Here is a 14,260-nt window from a genome sequence, read left to right as displayed (position 1 = left end):
ATACCCTAACCATTTGAAGACTAGCCCCACGCAACGAGACCAGATCCTACTGAGCACACCATCAGCGATTGCCTACCCTTTGCGTCCTGCAGTTCTGACGAAGCTCCTTGCATCATGATTGGGGGGCAAACCAGCAGAGAGTGACTGCCCTTGGCGTATGCTGTTAGGGACAGTTTGTGGCACCTTGGCCATCATGGATAATCAAAAAATTGCGCCACCCTATAATTTTTTCTTATACGCTTGGAAAACCAATTAAAAACCGCATCCAAGATTACTAAAATTTGCGCCATCGCTTACAAAATCACCGACCGCAGGATTCACAGCCGGTGACTTCGCACACCAATCAAAGTTAGCTACTAGCTTTACCAAAGTGCATAAGTGTAATTAACGAAAAATCTAACTTGATCCTGATCTTTTAAGGTCGAGTCGGGAAGGCCGGTTCTGAAGACACCCTTCCGGAGAGTGAAACCAAGCCCTTTGAATGTCCCAGACTGCAAAACATAATCTAGACGGTAATCACTTTCCCATTCATTGTACCTTCCGGTCGTCGCATTACCCGTGCCCCGAATATCCTTACCACTCACATACGTCCACCCCGCCTTTAGGCCTGGAACACCTAGGGCAGCAAAATCGTAGCTATAAAGGCCAAAAGTAGAGTTTTCGCCCGCACGGGTGAAGCTATTCATCATAACGTCGGTATAAAGATAAAGGGACTGGACTCCCCCTTCACCTTCTGGTCGACCTCGACCATCAACCACATTGCTACTATTGACGGTTGCAAAGCCGGACTTATCACTGACTTGTTGATGCCCTAAAGTTAGCGCATGACCACCCGTTTTATAGGTGAAAGCCAAAGACCAGGTGGTATTATCTATTTTTCCATTTTCGTTGTAGCCGTTACGCAAGGCATAGCGACTGTCCGTACCATTTTTACCATCAGAATCACTTTTAAAATAACGCAAATCAGTTGTCAGCGTTTGACCAACCCCCATATCGAACGAGTGAATAAGCCCGAGGAAGTTTTGGCTATAGTAGTCTTCTAAGTTTGCATAGTAGTATTGAAGCTTTAGATTTTTTCTGACATTCCAGTCACCACCGGCAAAAGCAAATCCATCACTGCCCTTGGCACCCCCGCCAGAAATCCCCGCCCAATTACTGGATGCTCGTCCAATAGCACGATTTAAAAAACCGCCGTTCAAGGTCAGATTCTCAAACTCATTAGATGTCAAAGCAGCCCCCTGAAAGCTCGCAGGCAACAGGCGTCCGTCATTTGAGATGAGCACTGGTAGATTGAAAGTCAGCGCGTTGCCAGCTTTTAACTCGGTCTTCGAGTATTTGAAGCGAGCATTCCCTCCGATCCTAGACCAGTTGTCGACAGGTGATCCGTCAGTCGTGACCGGAGAAACAGTATTCACCGTGGATGCGTTATGAGGAGAGGTACCACCGCTTAAGGTAAATCCTGCTAGCGCTTGAAGATCAAGTCCCATGCCCACTACCCCTTCGGTGTAGCCCGACTGAAAGTCGAGCCTTAAACCGGTCAAGGTCTGCCGCTGATCCGCCCCACCCGAGCTCCGTTGATCCCCATCGTAGTACAAGGTGCGAGAACTGATGGATGCCTTACTGTCCGCAACGAAACCCACCGCGTAGGCTTGTTGTGCCAAGGTGCCGCATGCCAAAGCAGCCAGTATTCTTTTTACTTTTGTCACTACCGCCACTCCATACCTATAAATATTACTTATTGTGAATTGGCTTTATTTATATGATTCGCTTGATGCACGAACGCACTCACCCACCAATCCATCGTGGATTTTAATTTCCCTATTAATACTCTGATCCGCACGCAATACTGGAGCAAGAACAATGCCAGCAAACGGACAGCACCTTTATTTACTGGACTCTATGGCGTCAACTTGCGCCAAGCTATTACCAATGGGCATGACACAATGTTTTAAAGCTATACCATGAGATCAGCTAACGTAGCCAGCCGTATCAATGCGTACTTTTTCGATGCACCGTGTGCCGTTGTGGTGAGTAGGAATGTTACTCTCAGCCGACATCTGGCGACTCACAGCCATTCTCGTGGAGAGACATCTAAGGGTTTTACCTAACCCATGATGTATGAATTCGTACTATGCACTGAATTAGCACAAGCCGAACACCGGTACAGGGCAATTAAGATTTGGAATAAGATGTAGAGCGAGAGGAAATGACATCTACCAGGAGCGCAGACGTCTCTAGCGAGCAACAGCAGCCGCATGGTTTAGGCGATCTGTCACTGAATGGAATATTCGAGATGGGGATTTTGTCTTGCTTAACGGTATGAAGCGATATTGCCGACTTAATTTTTGGCATCGATGATTGGCTAGCCAAATTCTGGCTAGCCAATTCACTCACCTTCAAGGCGCTTCCTTGAGGGTTGCTTTATCAGTTACACCGGGCGCTCGCCTGCAGTGGTAGTGCGATGCATAACACGGATATGCTCAGGACTAAAAGAGTCGCGACGGTGCATGGTGCAGCGGTTATCCCACATAACCATATCGCCAAGACGCCACTGCTGAACGAATATCTCTCCTTTCAGCGTGTGCTCCCACAGTTGAGCTACGAGATCGTTGCTTTCATCCATAGGCAGCCCTACGATCCAGGAATCCTGCTCACGTACACCCTTTGCACCCAGATACAGAGCTTGTCGACCACTGTCACCATGTACCCGAACGAGCGGATGCACGATCCCTGGCCACTCACGGATGTCATCGGACTTAGGCACCTGCTTGTTCAGTCGCAGACCTCCCGCCGCGTCATAAACGCTCTGGAAGAAGATCTGCCGGCCTTTGACTGCGTCCAGTAGATAGGACGGCAGGGTCTCGTAAGCCTGATACATCGATACCCAATAGGTGTCGCCGCCAGTGGGCGGAAGTGCAATGGAGCGCAGCAGTGCTCCAGCTGGTGGACGCTCGTAGAACCAAGTATCGGTGTGCCAGGTCGCTTCGCTGTTACCCAGAGCACCCGATGGCTTACCGTCTTTGGTAGTGTTAGCAATAACCAAAATTTCTTTTTGCGTTGGATGAGCGCCCTCTTGCAGCTGTTTCGGGTGAATAACAGCTTCCCCGAAGTGGTGAGAGAACTTGATGTGCTGCTCGTCGGTAATGTCGATATCGCGGAAACGCACAACACCGTACTGGAGCCAGATTTTTCGTACTTCGGCCACATCCTGAGCATCGTAGTCGTCGAAGTCAAAGCCCACGATGTCCGCGCAGACGTCACTGCCATTCGAGACTGCCGTGATCTTGTTTTTGGTCAGCATGTTCTTGTTCCTCACCAGCTGAAGGTTACGATCTGTGCCTAAGCTACAGCCGCGTTCAACTTGATTTCCAATAATAATCAGCGAGCATTAATAGCCTTGGCTTATCAATCAGTCAGTCGCCCCCTACGCAAAGCTTTTGAGCTAACGCGGGCAGAGATAGCGCCCACTCATCCATTAATCTGATCAATCTATTTGACATCCATGGCTCACCCCTATAAATCAAGGCAGCTAAACGGGAGCATCCGATGGATCTACGTCAGATCAAGACATTCGTAGTCGTTGCAGAAGAACTGCATTTTGGCCGTGCCGCTGCCCGACTGCAGATAGCCCAACCTGCAGTAACGGCCCAGATTCAAGCGCTTGAGAGGCAGCTCGGCGTTTCGCTACTGATACGGTCAACCCGCCGTGTGCAGCTCACAGACGCCGGGATGATCTTCAATTCACGGTGTATCAACATCCTTCGGGACATCGACCGCACGTGCCTTGCTACCCAGGCGGTCGCGGGTCAAGACCTCCATCAGATCACTATCGGTACCATTTACCCTGCGACGTTCGGTGTGCTCCCCAACTTCGTCGCGAGAATCAATCAACGCTTCCCTGAGGCTCGGATCCATATTCATAACGGGAACACAGTAGGTATCGTGAGGGAAATTGAGCGCGGCAACATCAATCTCGGTTTCATTCGTCCCGTTGAAAATATCGGCTCTCTTCGATGGCAGTCCATTCATCGCGAAAAATATCTTCTAGCGATCGCGCGCGAAAACCCTTTGAGCAGCAAGAGTTTCGTCACACCTGAGGATTTGCGAAAGCAGAAAATAATCGCGTTCTCTAGAGCATATAAATCTCAGACGGATGACAATTTCCCCGAAGAGTTCGAGAAATACGACCTGAACCAGCAAGTGATTTATAGCTGTAATGACACTCAAGCAATGCTGGCGATGATAACGGCTGGGATTGGGGTGGGGTTTGTTCCAGAGTGGGTTAAATCCATTCCCGGTCAAAATTTTGAGCTGCGCGAGGTTGAGGGCCTAGAACGACATATCGGACTAGGCCTGGCGTGGAGTGTGGATGATCCAACGGTCAACCGGGACAGCATCATTGAGATATGTCGATCGCTCATCGACGGCGACACTTGACTGGCGCCTCTGGCATTGAGGCGACAAACTTACCAGCTGGATAAGTTCCAAGCGACAATCCGCCTTCCCAACTCAATCCCATGACGAGCCGGCAATGCCACGACAACTTAGTAGAGATAGCAATTTATACATCCATTATAACATTCAAAGTTGACGCATTGCCAATTATGTAGATCTTCATCGTAATAAAATAATGCACGAAGGCAGGCAACCAGCTCTGGAGCGAACCTTCGCGCCTGCATCAAGCCAGCGCGACCGTCACAGCAGAGGCCTCAGTTGGCCTGCGGATTTGATTTGCCCTGAGTCGCTCATCAAAGATCACAACGATGCCGGGGAAGTAACGTTGGTCATCAACGTAGTCTGGGCTTCCCAGCTTCGGGAAAATGTATGCGAACTGGGTGGGTTTCAATGACCAACCTGGGAAATACGGATCATCTGTAAGCCAGCGACTCAGCGAGGCCTTGACCTTATCGGGACAAATCAAAACTCGCTTGCCCGTTCCAATCCGTACCTCGCTCAACGGGATGGTAGGCACTACGAACGTGACTGCGAATCGGCGATTAGCCTCCCAATGGCCAAGATCCCCCGTGTCATCCCATGCCGCCTTCAGGGCCTTGTTCATATGGGTTTCCCCATCCGCGCTGACGCCTATACCTGATTGAAAGAAGTGCTCATAGGCTATCGCCTCAAGCGAGAGCGCTCGGTACCTATTGGAAGTTCTTTCCATCACCAATAGGTACCAGCCCAACGCCCGGCAGCTTGACTGGCTATTTCGAAAGATCTTTAGTCCAAGATCCGCCCGTATCGGTAGAGCTCCAACGAGAGGACGCGCTGCGCTCCTGGCTGTGGCGCAAGGCATCAGGGCCCAGGAGAAGCAGGGTTTTGTGCTGATTCTCAGCACAAGGTTTCTGGCCCTGCGTCCAGTATGACCAGCAGTTGAAGAAAGGCTTTTCCCTGTCCTCGATGATGTCCGGTCGCAAGCGCACGATGTCCGGAGGGGCTGGATGCGCTTTCTCCGTGGCCTTGGTGGGTATGGCATCGTTGAGTTGAGCCAGGAACTCCTTGGAGATCAGACGTTGCCCGCTAGTACCGTCTTCCTTGAGAACCTCCAACAGGTCCCGTACATATCGCCCAAGAAATCACGAATCCGATAGCCTGCCAGGACATCGAACCGGAAAAACCCTCGCGCTTTCCCTCGGGCAGTAAGCGTAAGTACAAAGGGCGTGTCCCGCGTGGAGAAAAGGCAGTCGAAACTCGCCGCTCCAGTTCTCACCAAAAATTGCTGCATGTCGCTGCCAATCGAAATCATGCTGCGGTGGAGCAGCCTCAGCGAAGTCATTTCCATGTGATGAGCCCCTTGATCGAGAGCCCATGATGATGGAGAGGTTTGCCAGGATGGACAAGCGGCCACGGGCCATAGTGCGTCGGCCTGCTGCCCCCTCCCGCCTACCATCCAAATTCAGGCAGCAAGCCTGTATCCCGAACAATTCTCAGTCACAGAAAGCTCTTCCATGATGGGCTAATCTAAGCGAAACGACTTCACAGAGGCTATGGCATGAATCTGGACAAGCACTCCCGCACGATCCCCCTCCACTGCCCTACCTGCGCCGGCACGAAGTTCGAAAGCGAATCGCCCGAAAGTTACAGCGTGACGTGCACTGGTTGTGAGCGCGTGATCACAAGGGAAGACTTGCACCGCGAGAACGAGGAGAACATCCAGGCGCATCTTGGAGAGATCAAGAAAGAGATCTCGAAGGCAGTAGCCGACGATCTGCGTAAGCGTCTTCAGAAAGCGTTCAAGGGCAGCAAAGGATTCAAGCTCAAATGATCAATGTCACCTTCGAATCCGGAGACATCATCGCCACCCTGGCTCTGCTTTTTTCCGTGTACGCCACATTCAAAACCGTTCAGTTCAACAACCGTCAGCAAGAGGTCATCAAGAGCCAAGCGCAGCTGAATGAGCTGCTCCTGAACAAAGAGACCGCTGGTGTAGAGCTGGACAAGCAGGCCGACCTAGGGGCGACCTTCCTGAAGCTGGGCAATAGCAAATACCGGCTAAAGGTCTTCAACAAAGGAAAAGCCCCTGCACACCACGTAACGATTGACTTCCCTGAAGGCAATGAGGTCATCCTTGAGAGCGACATTGAAAGCAAATTTCCGCTTCAACTGCTCGACGTGCACCAGTCGGTTGAGCTAATCGCAGCCGTTCATATGGGTACAAGGTCAAAGCACCTGGTAAAGCTTGAGTGGGAGGATGGGCGGGCTGGCAGGGCGGCGAAGGAATTGTGGGCTACCTTGTGAATAATTGCAGCTGTAGGCAATCACTCTCAATCGAGTGATTGCGCTGATGGAGGTGATCGCATAAGTGGCTTCAGAGAAGCTTCAGCACCTTCTCAAGCGCATCCAGAGTGCCAGGCTTGAAAACGGCCCTACCCCTCTGGTCGATCACATCCCCCAAGTCGCCCTGCTGTAGCTTGAAATCATTCAAGAAGTCTTTTGAGCGTAAGTACTCAAGCGCACGCCGCTCTAAGGAATTGAGCTTAAAGTCTGGTGCATTGCCCGCGCGGTCGTCAATCCGGATCACCTTTCCAGGGGGGTGAATTTTTTTAAGAGCAGCCTGAGTCTCAGCTAGCTCGACGAGGGTCTGCTGAACCATCAACCGCAATTGCGGATCCTGAATCTCGTCGGCCCATGCATCCCCGCGACGTGGTCGCTTGGGCCTTTTGCGACTGGCTGAAGAATTGGCGAAGCATCTAATGAGCGCCTTGTAGTTATCACCAGTGCTGTTGGAGATGCTCTGCGCCCTCGGCACCTTTCTCGACTCCCCGAGCCTTGCAACATTGGCGTAGGAGAAATCAGTACTTTTGTCCGTCACGATTTCCTGGCAAACCTCATAGATCGCTTCAAGCGAAGCTCGCTGCCTCGGGTTCTTCTCGCACAGCAAGGCGAGCATTTCCTCAGGTGTCATTTTGAATCGCCCCTGGTTTCGTAGACACCTCCAAGCCTCATAATGAGGCCCAAATAGGAGGTGCCATGAGTCGTCAGCGTTACCCCGAAGAATTCAAGATCGAAGCGGTCAAGCAAGTGACCGAGAAAGCGTAGACCACCAGCTCCTTCGGATTCTCGGCGACCTGAGGGTCGAGGTTGTTCATCAACATGCGCAGCGGCGCTTCGGTCAGCCAGCTCTTGGCGGTCAGCTTGTTGCCACGCGGGGCGCGGATTTCAGTGTCGCGGAATCGGGAAGCTGTCATGGCGGTTTCCTTTTTTTTGTGATTGTGGTGTCGGGAGTGTCGTATGCGCTCATATACATACAACCATATATCAACCTGTATATACAACGTGGGGCGTACCGATCCTCGTACACCCGGCAGAATGGATTCAGCCGCCAAGCGAAAGAAAAATAGCTATATTTTTCAGTTGGTTGCGTTTCAGGAAATGCTGTCTATATGACGGGGCGGGGCGCGAAGCGGCGACGAAAGGTCAAAAATTTTTGATCAAACTCAAAGCGAAATACCATCGACCGGTTCCAGTCGATGGTCATCCTTGAACGAAATTACTGGCCGAAACGGCCTTCCAGGCGATAACGGGAGCCTGGATAGATCAGCCGAGCGCAGCCCACTTGCCGTTTGCCAGACCAGCTACGACGCCGGATGAGAAGACAAGGATCGGTGCGTTTGATGTGCAGCAGCTTGCACTCAGCTGGTGTTGCATGGATGGCCTCCACCATGTGCTCGGCCTCGGTCAGTGGCGCGAGCTGCATCAGATAGGCGAAGGGCGTGATCCGGGTGAAGTCCTGCTGGAGATAATCGGGTGCGATGTCGGCATTGACGAAACGTTCTTCGATTTGCACCGGAATATCGTTTTCGTAATGCACCAGCACGGAGTGGAACAGGTCCTGGACCTCATCCAGAGAGAAGGGCAGCGAGGCCGGCGTTTTACCTGCAAGTGCCTCAAGCAGCACCACGTCGCTGCGATGCTGATGACCACGCTTGGTGATCTCTTCGGCGATGTCGTGTATCTGGAAAAGCGCGGCATGGCCTTTGAGTTCCGCCACGAAAGTACCTACGCCTTGCAGGCGCACCAGCACGCCTTCGATGGTGAGTTCGCGCAACGCCCGATTGATGGTCATCCGGCTGACGCCGAGTTGATTGAACAGCTCGCTCTCGGAGGGCAGCTTGAAGTTCGGTCCCCAGACGCCGGTACGGATCTGCTGAAGGATGATGTCTTTGACTCTTGCATAGAGCGGGGCAGGGCTTTCCAGAGCGAAAGCGGCCAAAGATGCACGATCGTCAGAAGAGTGGGGCACTGTCTTTTCCTGGGTGATAAGTGGGGGCGAACGGGCACCAGTTTACCCTTTACTTCAAGGCGCTTGCTATGAACGACAGGATCGGCCAAGCCGGCTGTCCGGTGCCGCGAATTGATTTCGATCAGTTGGGCAAACCCGGTGCTCTATGTAAGACAACACAGCAAGGGGCATCCCATGAAAAAGAGAGGCGAGACGTACCGACAATGGTGCGATCCGATCCTGCATCATCAAACCCATGAGCAGACCCTCGACGATGGCACCTGCCTCGACGTGCAGACGCGCTTGTCGCGCACCGGGGCGACACAGCTGTTCATCGGTGTCTACGACGCGGACGGCAATGTGGTGTGTGAACAGATATACGACCAGCGCCCCGGCGAGACCATGACTCGGGCCTTGATGTGGGGGGTGGGCCATGCCAGGCAGTTGGCCGTCCAAGGCGAGGAGGCGCAAGTGGGGCGGTCCGGCCTTGCAGCGAGGTCTAATACAGGAAGGTAGGAATGATTCATCTGGGGTGTGCGGGTTGGAGCTTGCCACGCGAGTACGCCGATGAGTTCGTGCAGTCTGGCAGCCACCTGCAGCGATACGCCGCGCGATTGAACGCAGTGGAAATCAACAGCTCGTTCTATCGCCCCCACCGGCCTGGCACATACGCACGCTGGGCATCGTCCGTGCCGGAAGACTTTCGCTTCGCGGTGAAACTTCCCAAGATCATCACTCATGACCAGCGCCTGCAAGGATGCACTGAGGTCCTCGATGAGTTCCTGGGGCAATGCGGGCAATTAGGCAGCCGCTTGGGTTGCTTGTTGGTGCAATTGCCGCCCTCGCTGAGGTACGACGTTGGCAGTGCCGGACGTTTCTTCGAAGCCTTGCGTGAGCGGTACAGCGGATCGATAGCGCTCGAGCCCAGGCACGTTAGCTGGCAGTTGGCACAGCCGCTGTTGATCGACCTGCAGATCGCGCAAGTAGCCGCCAATCCCTCACGCTTTGAGACCGATGCCCGCCCTGGTGGTTGGCCAGGGCTGGTCTATTGGCGCCTTCATGGTGAGCCGCGGATCTACCACAGCGAATATCCCACGGCCTACCTGCAAAGCTTGGCCGAACAGTTGCAGCGTAGCCGTGCAGCCGGGATACCTACCTGGTGCATATTCGACAACACCGCGTCGGGTGCGGCATTGAGCAATGCGCTGACGCTTCAGGGCTTTCTGTGCTGAGGCATCAAGGTGCATGGCCGGGCTTCGGGCCACCCCGTACCTGTCGATGGAAATCCACCCGCGAAGCATGCGACTCGGTCGCTGGCACCGGTGTTGCCGAAGTTCGCGGGTGGAGTCGCTCCCACAGGGCGCAACGGAACATGCACCAGCCTAGCCGCGTATGAAGGCCAGCAGGTCAGCGTTGATCGTCTCGGCGTGGGTGGTCGGCATCCCATGAGGGTAGCCGGCATAGAGCTTCAGCGTACTGTTCTGCAGCAGCTTGGCCGAGAGCACGCCGGCGTTCTCATAGGGCACGATCTGGTCATCGTCACCGTGCATCACCAGAACGGGAAGGGTGATGCGCTTGAGGTCTTCGGTGAAATCGGTTTGCGAGAACGCAACGATGCCATCGTAGTGAGCTTTGGCGCCGCCCATCATGCCCTGGCGCCACCAGTTGAGGATGATGCCTTGCGAAGGCTTCGCGCCCGGGCGGTTGTAGCCGTAGAACGGGCCTGCGGGGACGTCGTGGTAGAACTGCGCGCGGTTGGCGGCAAGTTGGGCCTGCAGGTCGTCGAAGACCGATTTGGGCAGGCCGCCTGGGTTGGCGTCGGTCTTGACCATCAACGGCGGCACCGCGCTGATGATGACCGCCTTGGACACGCGATCCTGCCCATGGCGGGCAATATAGTGCACGACCTCGCCGCCACCTGTGGAGTGGCCGATATGAACGGCGCCATGGGTACCAAGGTGATCGACCACCGCAGCCACATCATCGGCATAGTGGTCCATGTCATGGCCATCCCATACCTGGCTCGAGCGACCATGGCCGCGGCGGTCGTGCGCCACCACACGAAACCCTTGGGCCAGGAAGAACAGCATCTGGGCATCCCAGTCATCGGCACTGAGCGGCCAGCCATGGTGGAAATGGATGACCTGCGCATCGCGGGGGCCCCAGTCCTTGTAGAAGATCTCAACGCCGTCTTTGGTTGTGACGTATCCCATGCTTGCATCTCCTGTGTAGGTGAAGTTCGGCACTGCCCATCAACTGTAGGATTAAAATTGAGATTGGGCTCGACTCGCTCGCGGAGGATGCGATGACAATTGATTGGATGGCCTTCACACCCTGGTCGGCCTTGGCCGGCGGCGCACTGATTGGGCTGGGGGCCGGCCTGTTCGTGGTCGCCAACGGACGCATTGCGGGAATCAGCGGTTTGCTCAGCTCGGTGTTTCAGCGTCGGGCTGAGGGGCGTGGCGAGAAATTCGCGTTTCTCCTGGGCCTGCTGGCGGCGCCGCTGTTATGGATGCTGTTCTCGACGCTGCCACCCGCGCACTTCGCTTCGGCCCCGTGGGTACTGGCAACGGCCGGCCTGCTGGTCGGCTTGGGCACGCGCTATGGCAGTGGCTGCACCAGTGGCCATGGTGTTTGCGGTATTTCTCGACTGTCACCCCGTTCACTGGTGGCAACGCTGTGCTTCATGGCAACGGGCTTCCTCACGGTCTTTGTCGTTCGACATCTTCTACAAGGAAGCTGACATGTCCCGTATCAGTGGCTTTATCGCAGGGGTTCTGTTCGGCATGGGGTTGTTACTGGCGGGTATGGCCAATCCTGCCAAGGTGCTTGGGTTTCTCGACCTTGCCGGGCAGTGGGATCCCTCCCTGGGATTGGTGATGGTGGGCGCTATCGGTGTGGCGCTGCTGCCCATGGCCTGGGCACGCCGGCATGGCGTGGCGGTGCTGGGCGGCAAGATGCAACTGCCAGACCGGCGTGATGTGGACCGCCGGCTGGTCGGGGGCAGTCTGCTGTTTGGCGTCGGATGGGGGCTGGCGGGTGTCTGCCCTGGGCCGGCGCTGGTCCTGCTACCGGCCGGGTATTGGCAGGCTTGGTTGTTCGTTGTCGCGATGCTCGCCGGTATGGCGCTGTTCCAATGGATCGAAACGCATCGTCGTCATTGATGGGCGGATTAAACCTGTACCTTGCCGCAGGCCTACCCATATCGTGTCGAGCGACAACGGCCAGAGCCATGTTCAGGTAGTCCAAGACGTAATGGCGAACGTCCTAGGTGATGGCAGGACGCTGGGCATCGCTGCAGCCCTGTTCCAGGGCCATCAGTGCTGGCATGTCCAGAATCTCCACGAGGCGGCCGTGCAAGTCGGCGATACCCAGGGCACGCAAGCGGGCGACCGACCGGCAGATCGTTTCCAGGCGCAGTCCCAGGTAGGAGGCCATGTCTTCCCGCGACATGCGTAGCATGAAGCCATGAGCGGAATAGCCCCGGCTGACGAAGCGCTTGGACAAGCCCAGCAGGAAACTGGCAAGCCGCTCCTCGGCACTGAGGTTGCACAGCATCAGCACACGTTCGTGCTCGCGTACGATTTCCCGGCTCATCAAGCGATTCAGGCTTTGCTGCAGGACGGGAAAGTTTCGAGCCAGCGATTGCAACCGCCGGTAGGGAATAGGGCAGACTTCGCTGTCTTCAAGGGCGATGGCGTCACACACATGAAATTCAGTGGCAATGGCGTCGAGCCCTAGCACATCGCCTGGCATCCAGAAATTGATCACCACACCCAAGCCTTCGGCATTGTTCAGGCTTGTCTTGAAACTGCCGCAGCGCACGGCGTAGAGGGTATCCAACGGTGCATTGGCATTGAACAGCGCAGCGCCTTTCTTGATGCGTATGCGTGGGCCCACCAAGCTGCCCAGGCAACTACTGTCGCTTACCGGCAGGCCGGTTGGCAGGCACAGCCCGCTGACCCGGCATTCCTGGCACGGGGACGCTAGCGGCTTGAGGTGGATGGGGGTCGCCTTGGCTGAGGGGATGGGCTGGTCAAGCATCCGGACCCTGATCTGACTGGTCATTTCAGGCCTCCTTCACGCATCGCCCGAGCGATGGCATTGCCTTGGCGGACAGCTGCGCATGCCTGCCCGCCATCTGGTTCCAGATTGGGCTGTCGGCGAGCATGTCCAGCGAATGGGGGGCGTTGAGCCGGGCGGTGAGTCGTTCGACGAACTGTTCGGCCTCATCCGGCGTTCTGAAGCCAACGTGCCATTGGTCCATGTGGACACACCAGCGGTGCTGATCGGCGTTTACCTCGATATAGACGTTCATCGGAACCTCCAGAGCGCGCGTGAGCAAGGACTTGCGTATCGATTCGTAGTGCGATGGCGTCCTGCCGACGGCCCTGAAGACCAGGGGGGCATTGCACGATTGCTGTGGCTGTGGGGTTAGCGTGCGCCGTAAATGCTTTGGAGCTTTGATCCGTGTCAAGTTCTTGGTTCGCCGTGGCAGCCGTTTGTCTGAGCCGTTCGAGTTGATAAACATCAAGTCGGGCAGGCGCCGGTAGCAGATGATCGAGGCACGCTTCCCCAACCGCAGAGGTGTGTCATGGACAATCAACGACTCTTGCTCATCGTGTCGCCCTTGATGCGTCGCACGCCGGTCTATGACCGAGCCGCCGCGCTGGCCAAGGCCAAGGGCATGCCCCTGCACATCGTGGCCTTCGACTATCTCGAAGGGCTTGCCACCGCGGGGATGGTCAACGACCAGGCCCTTGCCGTCATGCGCGATGGGTATGTGCGCCAACACCGTGAGTGGCTGGAAACCCAGGCACTGTCGATGCGACGCAATGGCGTGACGGTCACCACCGAGGTGGTGTGGGTCCAGAATCCGCTGGACGAGATCCTGGTGCATCTGCGCGAGCAGAAATTCGCCATGCTCATCAAGGCGCTCGAGCACGAGCCGTGGTGGGTACGCGCGATGTTCACCTCGCTGGACATCCAGCTGCTGCGCGAAACCAGCATTCCCCTGCATCTGGTGAACAAGGCCAGTCATGCGCTGCCACGCAAGATACTGGCGGCGGTGGACCTGTCCCGGCCCGAAGATCAGGTCGAGGGACTCAACGACCAGATCATCAGTGAAGCGCTCAAGCTGGCATTGCAATGCAACGCCCAGATCGACCTGCTGTACGTCTATGACCTGGGCTCGATGTATGTTGACGCCGGTGGTGGCCGCGAGCACTCGTTCCTCTTCGACTCGAGCCAGCTCAAGACCCTTCACGAAGCCCAGAGCGAGGCGTTCCAGGCGCTGGCCGAGCGCAATGGTATCGCCGCCGAGCACCGTCACATGCGCGTCGGCGATCCGGCCAAGGGCCTGGCGTTGTACATGCAGAACAACGACACCGACGTGCTGGTGATGGGCAGCTATCACCATCATGGTATTGGCTGGTTCATTGGCAGTACGGCAGAGCGGGTGCTGCACCGGCTCGATAGCAGCGTGCTGGTGATCTCGCCGGAGCGCTCCCGAGGCTGACATCCAAGGCCCGCAAGGGC

The 14,260-nt window shown here is 55.6% G+C and carries 16 protein-coding genes and 1 pseudogene; 8 read left to right on the top strand and 9 right to left on the bottom strand.

Going from position 1 to position 14,260, the window contains the following annotated elements; translation table 11 throughout:
- Positions 1 to 362 precede the first annotated feature (362 nt).
- Positions 363 to 1,715: an OprD family porin gene (locus R6G97_RS15040; protein WP_317847176.1), complete on the bottom strand. Its 1,353-nt coding sequence runs from the start codon at positions 1,713 to 1,715 to the stop codon at positions 363 to 365.
- A 713-nt stretch (positions 1,716 to 2,428) separates the two neighbouring features.
- Positions 2,429 to 3,301 (bottom strand): TauD/TfdA dioxygenase family protein, encoded by an 873-nt coding sequence (locus R6G97_RS15035; protein WP_317847175.1) that lies wholly within the window; start codon positions 3,299 to 3,301, stop codon positions 2,429 to 2,431.
- A 245-nt stretch (positions 3,302 to 3,546) separates the two neighbouring features.
- Here R6G97_RS15035 and R6G97_RS15030 point away from each other — a divergent pair, with 245 nt between their 5' ends.
- Positions 3,547 to 4,437, top strand: a complete 891-nt coding sequence (locus R6G97_RS15030) for a LysR family transcriptional regulator (protein ID WP_182374841.1) — start codon at positions 3,547 to 3,549, stop codon at positions 4,435 to 4,437.
- 241 nt (positions 4,438 to 4,678) lie between these two features.
- On the opposite strand, the gene R6G97_RS15025 is transcribed toward R6G97_RS15030, so the two are convergent.
- On the bottom strand, positions 4,679 to 5,059 hold the full coding sequence (locus R6G97_RS15025) for a hypothetical protein (protein ID WP_232109048.1): 381 nt from the start codon (positions 5,057 to 5,059) through the stop codon (positions 4,679 to 4,681).
- 933 nt (positions 5,060 to 5,992) lie between these two features.
- Here R6G97_RS15025 and R6G97_RS15020 point away from each other — a divergent pair.
- Positions 5,993 to 6,265 carry an ECs_2282 family putative zinc-binding protein gene (locus R6G97_RS15020; protein WP_120125342.1) on the top strand — a complete coding sequence of 91 codons (273 nt, stop codon included), beginning with the start codon at positions 5,993 to 5,995 and terminating at the stop codon, positions 6,263 to 6,265.
- On the top strand, positions 6,262 to 6,738 hold the full coding sequence (locus R6G97_RS15015; protein ID WP_232109049.1) for a hypothetical protein: 477 nt from the start codon (positions 6,262 to 6,264) through the stop codon (positions 6,736 to 6,738). Before R6G97_RS15020 ends, R6G97_RS15015 begins: the two co-directional genes overlap by 4 nt.
- Positions 6,739 to 6,808: 70 nt before the next feature.
- On the opposite strand, the gene gmtX is transcribed toward R6G97_RS15015, so the two are convergent.
- The 3 genes and pseudogenes from gmtX to hutC form a co-directional block, all read right to left on the bottom strand.
- Entirely contained in the window at positions 6,809 to 7,405 is a 597-nt protein-coding gene (gene gmtX / locus R6G97_RS15010) for a gamma-mobile-trio protein GmtX (protein WP_317847174.1), read from the bottom strand.
- A 130-nt stretch (positions 7,406 to 7,535) separates the two neighbouring features.
- Positions 7,536 to 7,688, bottom strand: a pseudogene (locus R6G97_RS15005) (hypothetical protein); the annotation flags it as partial.
- Positions 7,689 to 7,990: 302 nt separating this feature from the next.
- Positions 7,991 to 8,743: a histidine utilization repressor gene (gene hutC, locus R6G97_RS15000; protein ID WP_043209069.1), complete on the bottom strand. Its 753-nt coding sequence runs from the start codon at positions 8,741 to 8,743 to the stop codon at positions 7,991 to 7,993.
- A gap of 174 nt (positions 8,744 to 8,917) precedes the next feature.
- Between hutC and R6G97_RS14995 the strand changes: the two genes are divergently transcribed.
- Together R6G97_RS14995 and R6G97_RS14990 are read left to right on the top strand one after the other, a co-directional pair.
- Positions 8,918 to 9,238 (top strand): hypothetical protein, encoded by a 321-nt coding sequence (locus tag R6G97_RS14995; protein ID WP_317847173.1) that lies wholly within the window; start codon positions 8,918 to 8,920, stop codon positions 9,236 to 9,238.
- A gap of 2 nt (positions 9,239 to 9,240) precedes the next feature.
- Positions 9,241 to 9,954 (top strand): DUF72 domain-containing protein, encoded by a 714-nt coding sequence (locus R6G97_RS14990; protein WP_317847172.1) that lies wholly within the window; start codon positions 9,241 to 9,243, stop codon positions 9,952 to 9,954.
- A 150-nt stretch (positions 9,955 to 10,104) separates the two neighbouring features.
- Here R6G97_RS14990 and R6G97_RS14985 read toward each other — a convergent pair whose 3' ends face one another.
- The gene (locus tag R6G97_RS14985) at positions 10,105 to 10,935 is read right to left on the bottom strand and encodes an alpha/beta fold hydrolase (protein WP_090344597.1); all 831 of its coding nucleotides are present in this window, start codon (positions 10,933 to 10,935) and stop codon (positions 10,105 to 10,107) included.
- Between the two features lie 92 nt (positions 10,936 to 11,027).
- On the opposite strand from R6G97_RS14985, the gene R6G97_RS14980 reads away from it, so the two are divergent.
- Positions 11,028 to 11,465 (top strand): YeeE/YedE family protein, encoded by a 438-nt coding sequence (locus R6G97_RS14980; protein WP_090344599.1) that lies wholly within the window; start codon positions 11,028 to 11,030, stop codon positions 11,463 to 11,465.
- 1 nt (position 11,466) lies between these two features.
- Positions 11,467 to 11,886: a DUF6691 family protein gene (locus R6G97_RS14975; RefSeq protein ID WP_090344601.1), complete on the top strand. Its 420-nt coding sequence runs from the start codon at positions 11,467 to 11,469 to the stop codon at positions 11,884 to 11,886.
- Positions 11,887 to 11,989: 103 nt separating this feature from the next.
- On the opposite strand, the gene R6G97_RS14970 is transcribed toward R6G97_RS14975, so the two are convergent.
- Both R6G97_RS14970 and R6G97_RS14965 read right to left on the bottom strand, forming a co-directional pair.
- A complete protein-coding gene (locus R6G97_RS14970) occupies positions 11,990 to 12,790 on the bottom strand; it encodes a helix-turn-helix domain-containing protein (RefSeq protein WP_102081460.1) in 801 nt (266 codons plus the stop codon).
- Between the two features lies 1 nt (position 12,791).
- On the bottom strand, positions 12,792 to 13,040 hold the full coding sequence (locus R6G97_RS14965; protein WP_070571247.1) for a hypothetical protein: 249 nt from the start codon (positions 13,038 to 13,040) through the stop codon (positions 12,792 to 12,794).
- A 276-nt stretch (positions 13,041 to 13,316) separates the two neighbouring features.
- Here R6G97_RS14965 and R6G97_RS14960 point away from each other — a divergent pair, with 276 nt between their 5' ends.
- On the top strand, positions 13,317 to 14,240 hold the full coding sequence (locus R6G97_RS14960; RefSeq protein ID WP_090344605.1) for a universal stress protein: 924 nt from the start codon (positions 13,317 to 13,319) through the stop codon (positions 14,238 to 14,240).
- The last annotated feature ends 20 nt before the right edge of the window (positions 14,241 to 14,260 follow it).

This window comes from Pseudomonas sp. HTZ2, from assembly GCF_033173945.1.
GTDB lineage: Bacteria > Pseudomonadota > Gammaproteobacteria > Pseudomonadales > Pseudomonadaceae > Aquipseudomonas > Aquipseudomonas guariconensis.
The sequence above is the reverse complement of the archived record's forward strand: the minus strand, read 5'-3'. Positions and strand labels throughout refer to the sequence as shown.

Excerpts from the sequence above, each read along its gene's own strand:
- R6G97_RS14975 (WP_090344601.1), top strand. The coding sequence starts at position 11,467 with ATGTCCCGTATCAGTGGCTTTATCGCAGGGGTTCTGTTCGGCATGGGG.
- R6G97_RS15025 (WP_232109048.1), bottom strand. The coding sequence starts at position 5,059 with ATGAACAAGGCCCTGAAGGCGGCATGGGATGACACGGGGGATCTTGGC.
- R6G97_RS14970 (WP_102081460.1), bottom strand. The coding sequence starts at position 12,790 with ATGACCAGTCAGATCAGGGTCCGGATGCTTGACCAGCCCATCCCCTCA.
- R6G97_RS15015 (WP_232109049.1), top strand. The coding sequence starts at position 6,262 with ATGATCAATGTCACCTTCGAATCCGGAGACATCATCGCCACCCTGGCT.
- R6G97_RS14960 (WP_090344605.1), top strand. The coding sequence starts at position 13,317 with ATGGACAATCAACGACTCTTGCTCATCGTGTCGCCCTTGATGCGTCGC.
- R6G97_RS14965 (WP_070571247.1), bottom strand. The coding sequence starts at position 13,040 with ATGAACGTCTATATCGAGGTAAACGCCGATCAGCACCGCTGGTGTGTC.
- R6G97_RS15020 (WP_120125342.1), top strand. The coding sequence starts at position 5,993 with ATGAATCTGGACAAGCACTCCCGCACGATCCCCCTCCACTGCCCTACC.
- R6G97_RS15030 (WP_182374841.1), top strand. The coding sequence starts at position 3,547 with ATGGATCTACGTCAGATCAAGACATTCGTAGTCGTTGCAGAAGAACTG.
- R6G97_RS15035 (WP_317847175.1), bottom strand. The coding sequence starts at position 3,301 with ATGCTGACCAAAAACAAGATCACGGCAGTCTCGAATGGCAGTGACGTC.
- R6G97_RS14980 (WP_090344599.1), top strand. The coding sequence starts at position 11,028 with ATGACAATTGATTGGATGGCCTTCACACCCTGGTCGGCCTTGGCCGGC.
- gmtX (WP_317847174.1), bottom strand. The coding sequence starts at position 7,405 with ATGACACCTGAGGAAATGCTCGCCTTGCTGTGCGAGAAGAACCCGAGG.
- R6G97_RS14990 (WP_317847172.1), top strand. The coding sequence starts at position 9,241 with ATGATTCATCTGGGGTGTGCGGGTTGGAGCTTGCCACGCGAGTACGCC.
- R6G97_RS14995 (WP_317847173.1), top strand. The coding sequence starts at position 8,918 with ATGAAAAAGAGAGGCGAGACGTACCGACAATGGTGCGATCCGATCCTG.
- R6G97_RS14985 (WP_090344597.1), bottom strand. The coding sequence starts at position 10,935 with ATGGGATACGTCACAACCAAAGACGGCGTTGAGATCTTCTACAAGGAC.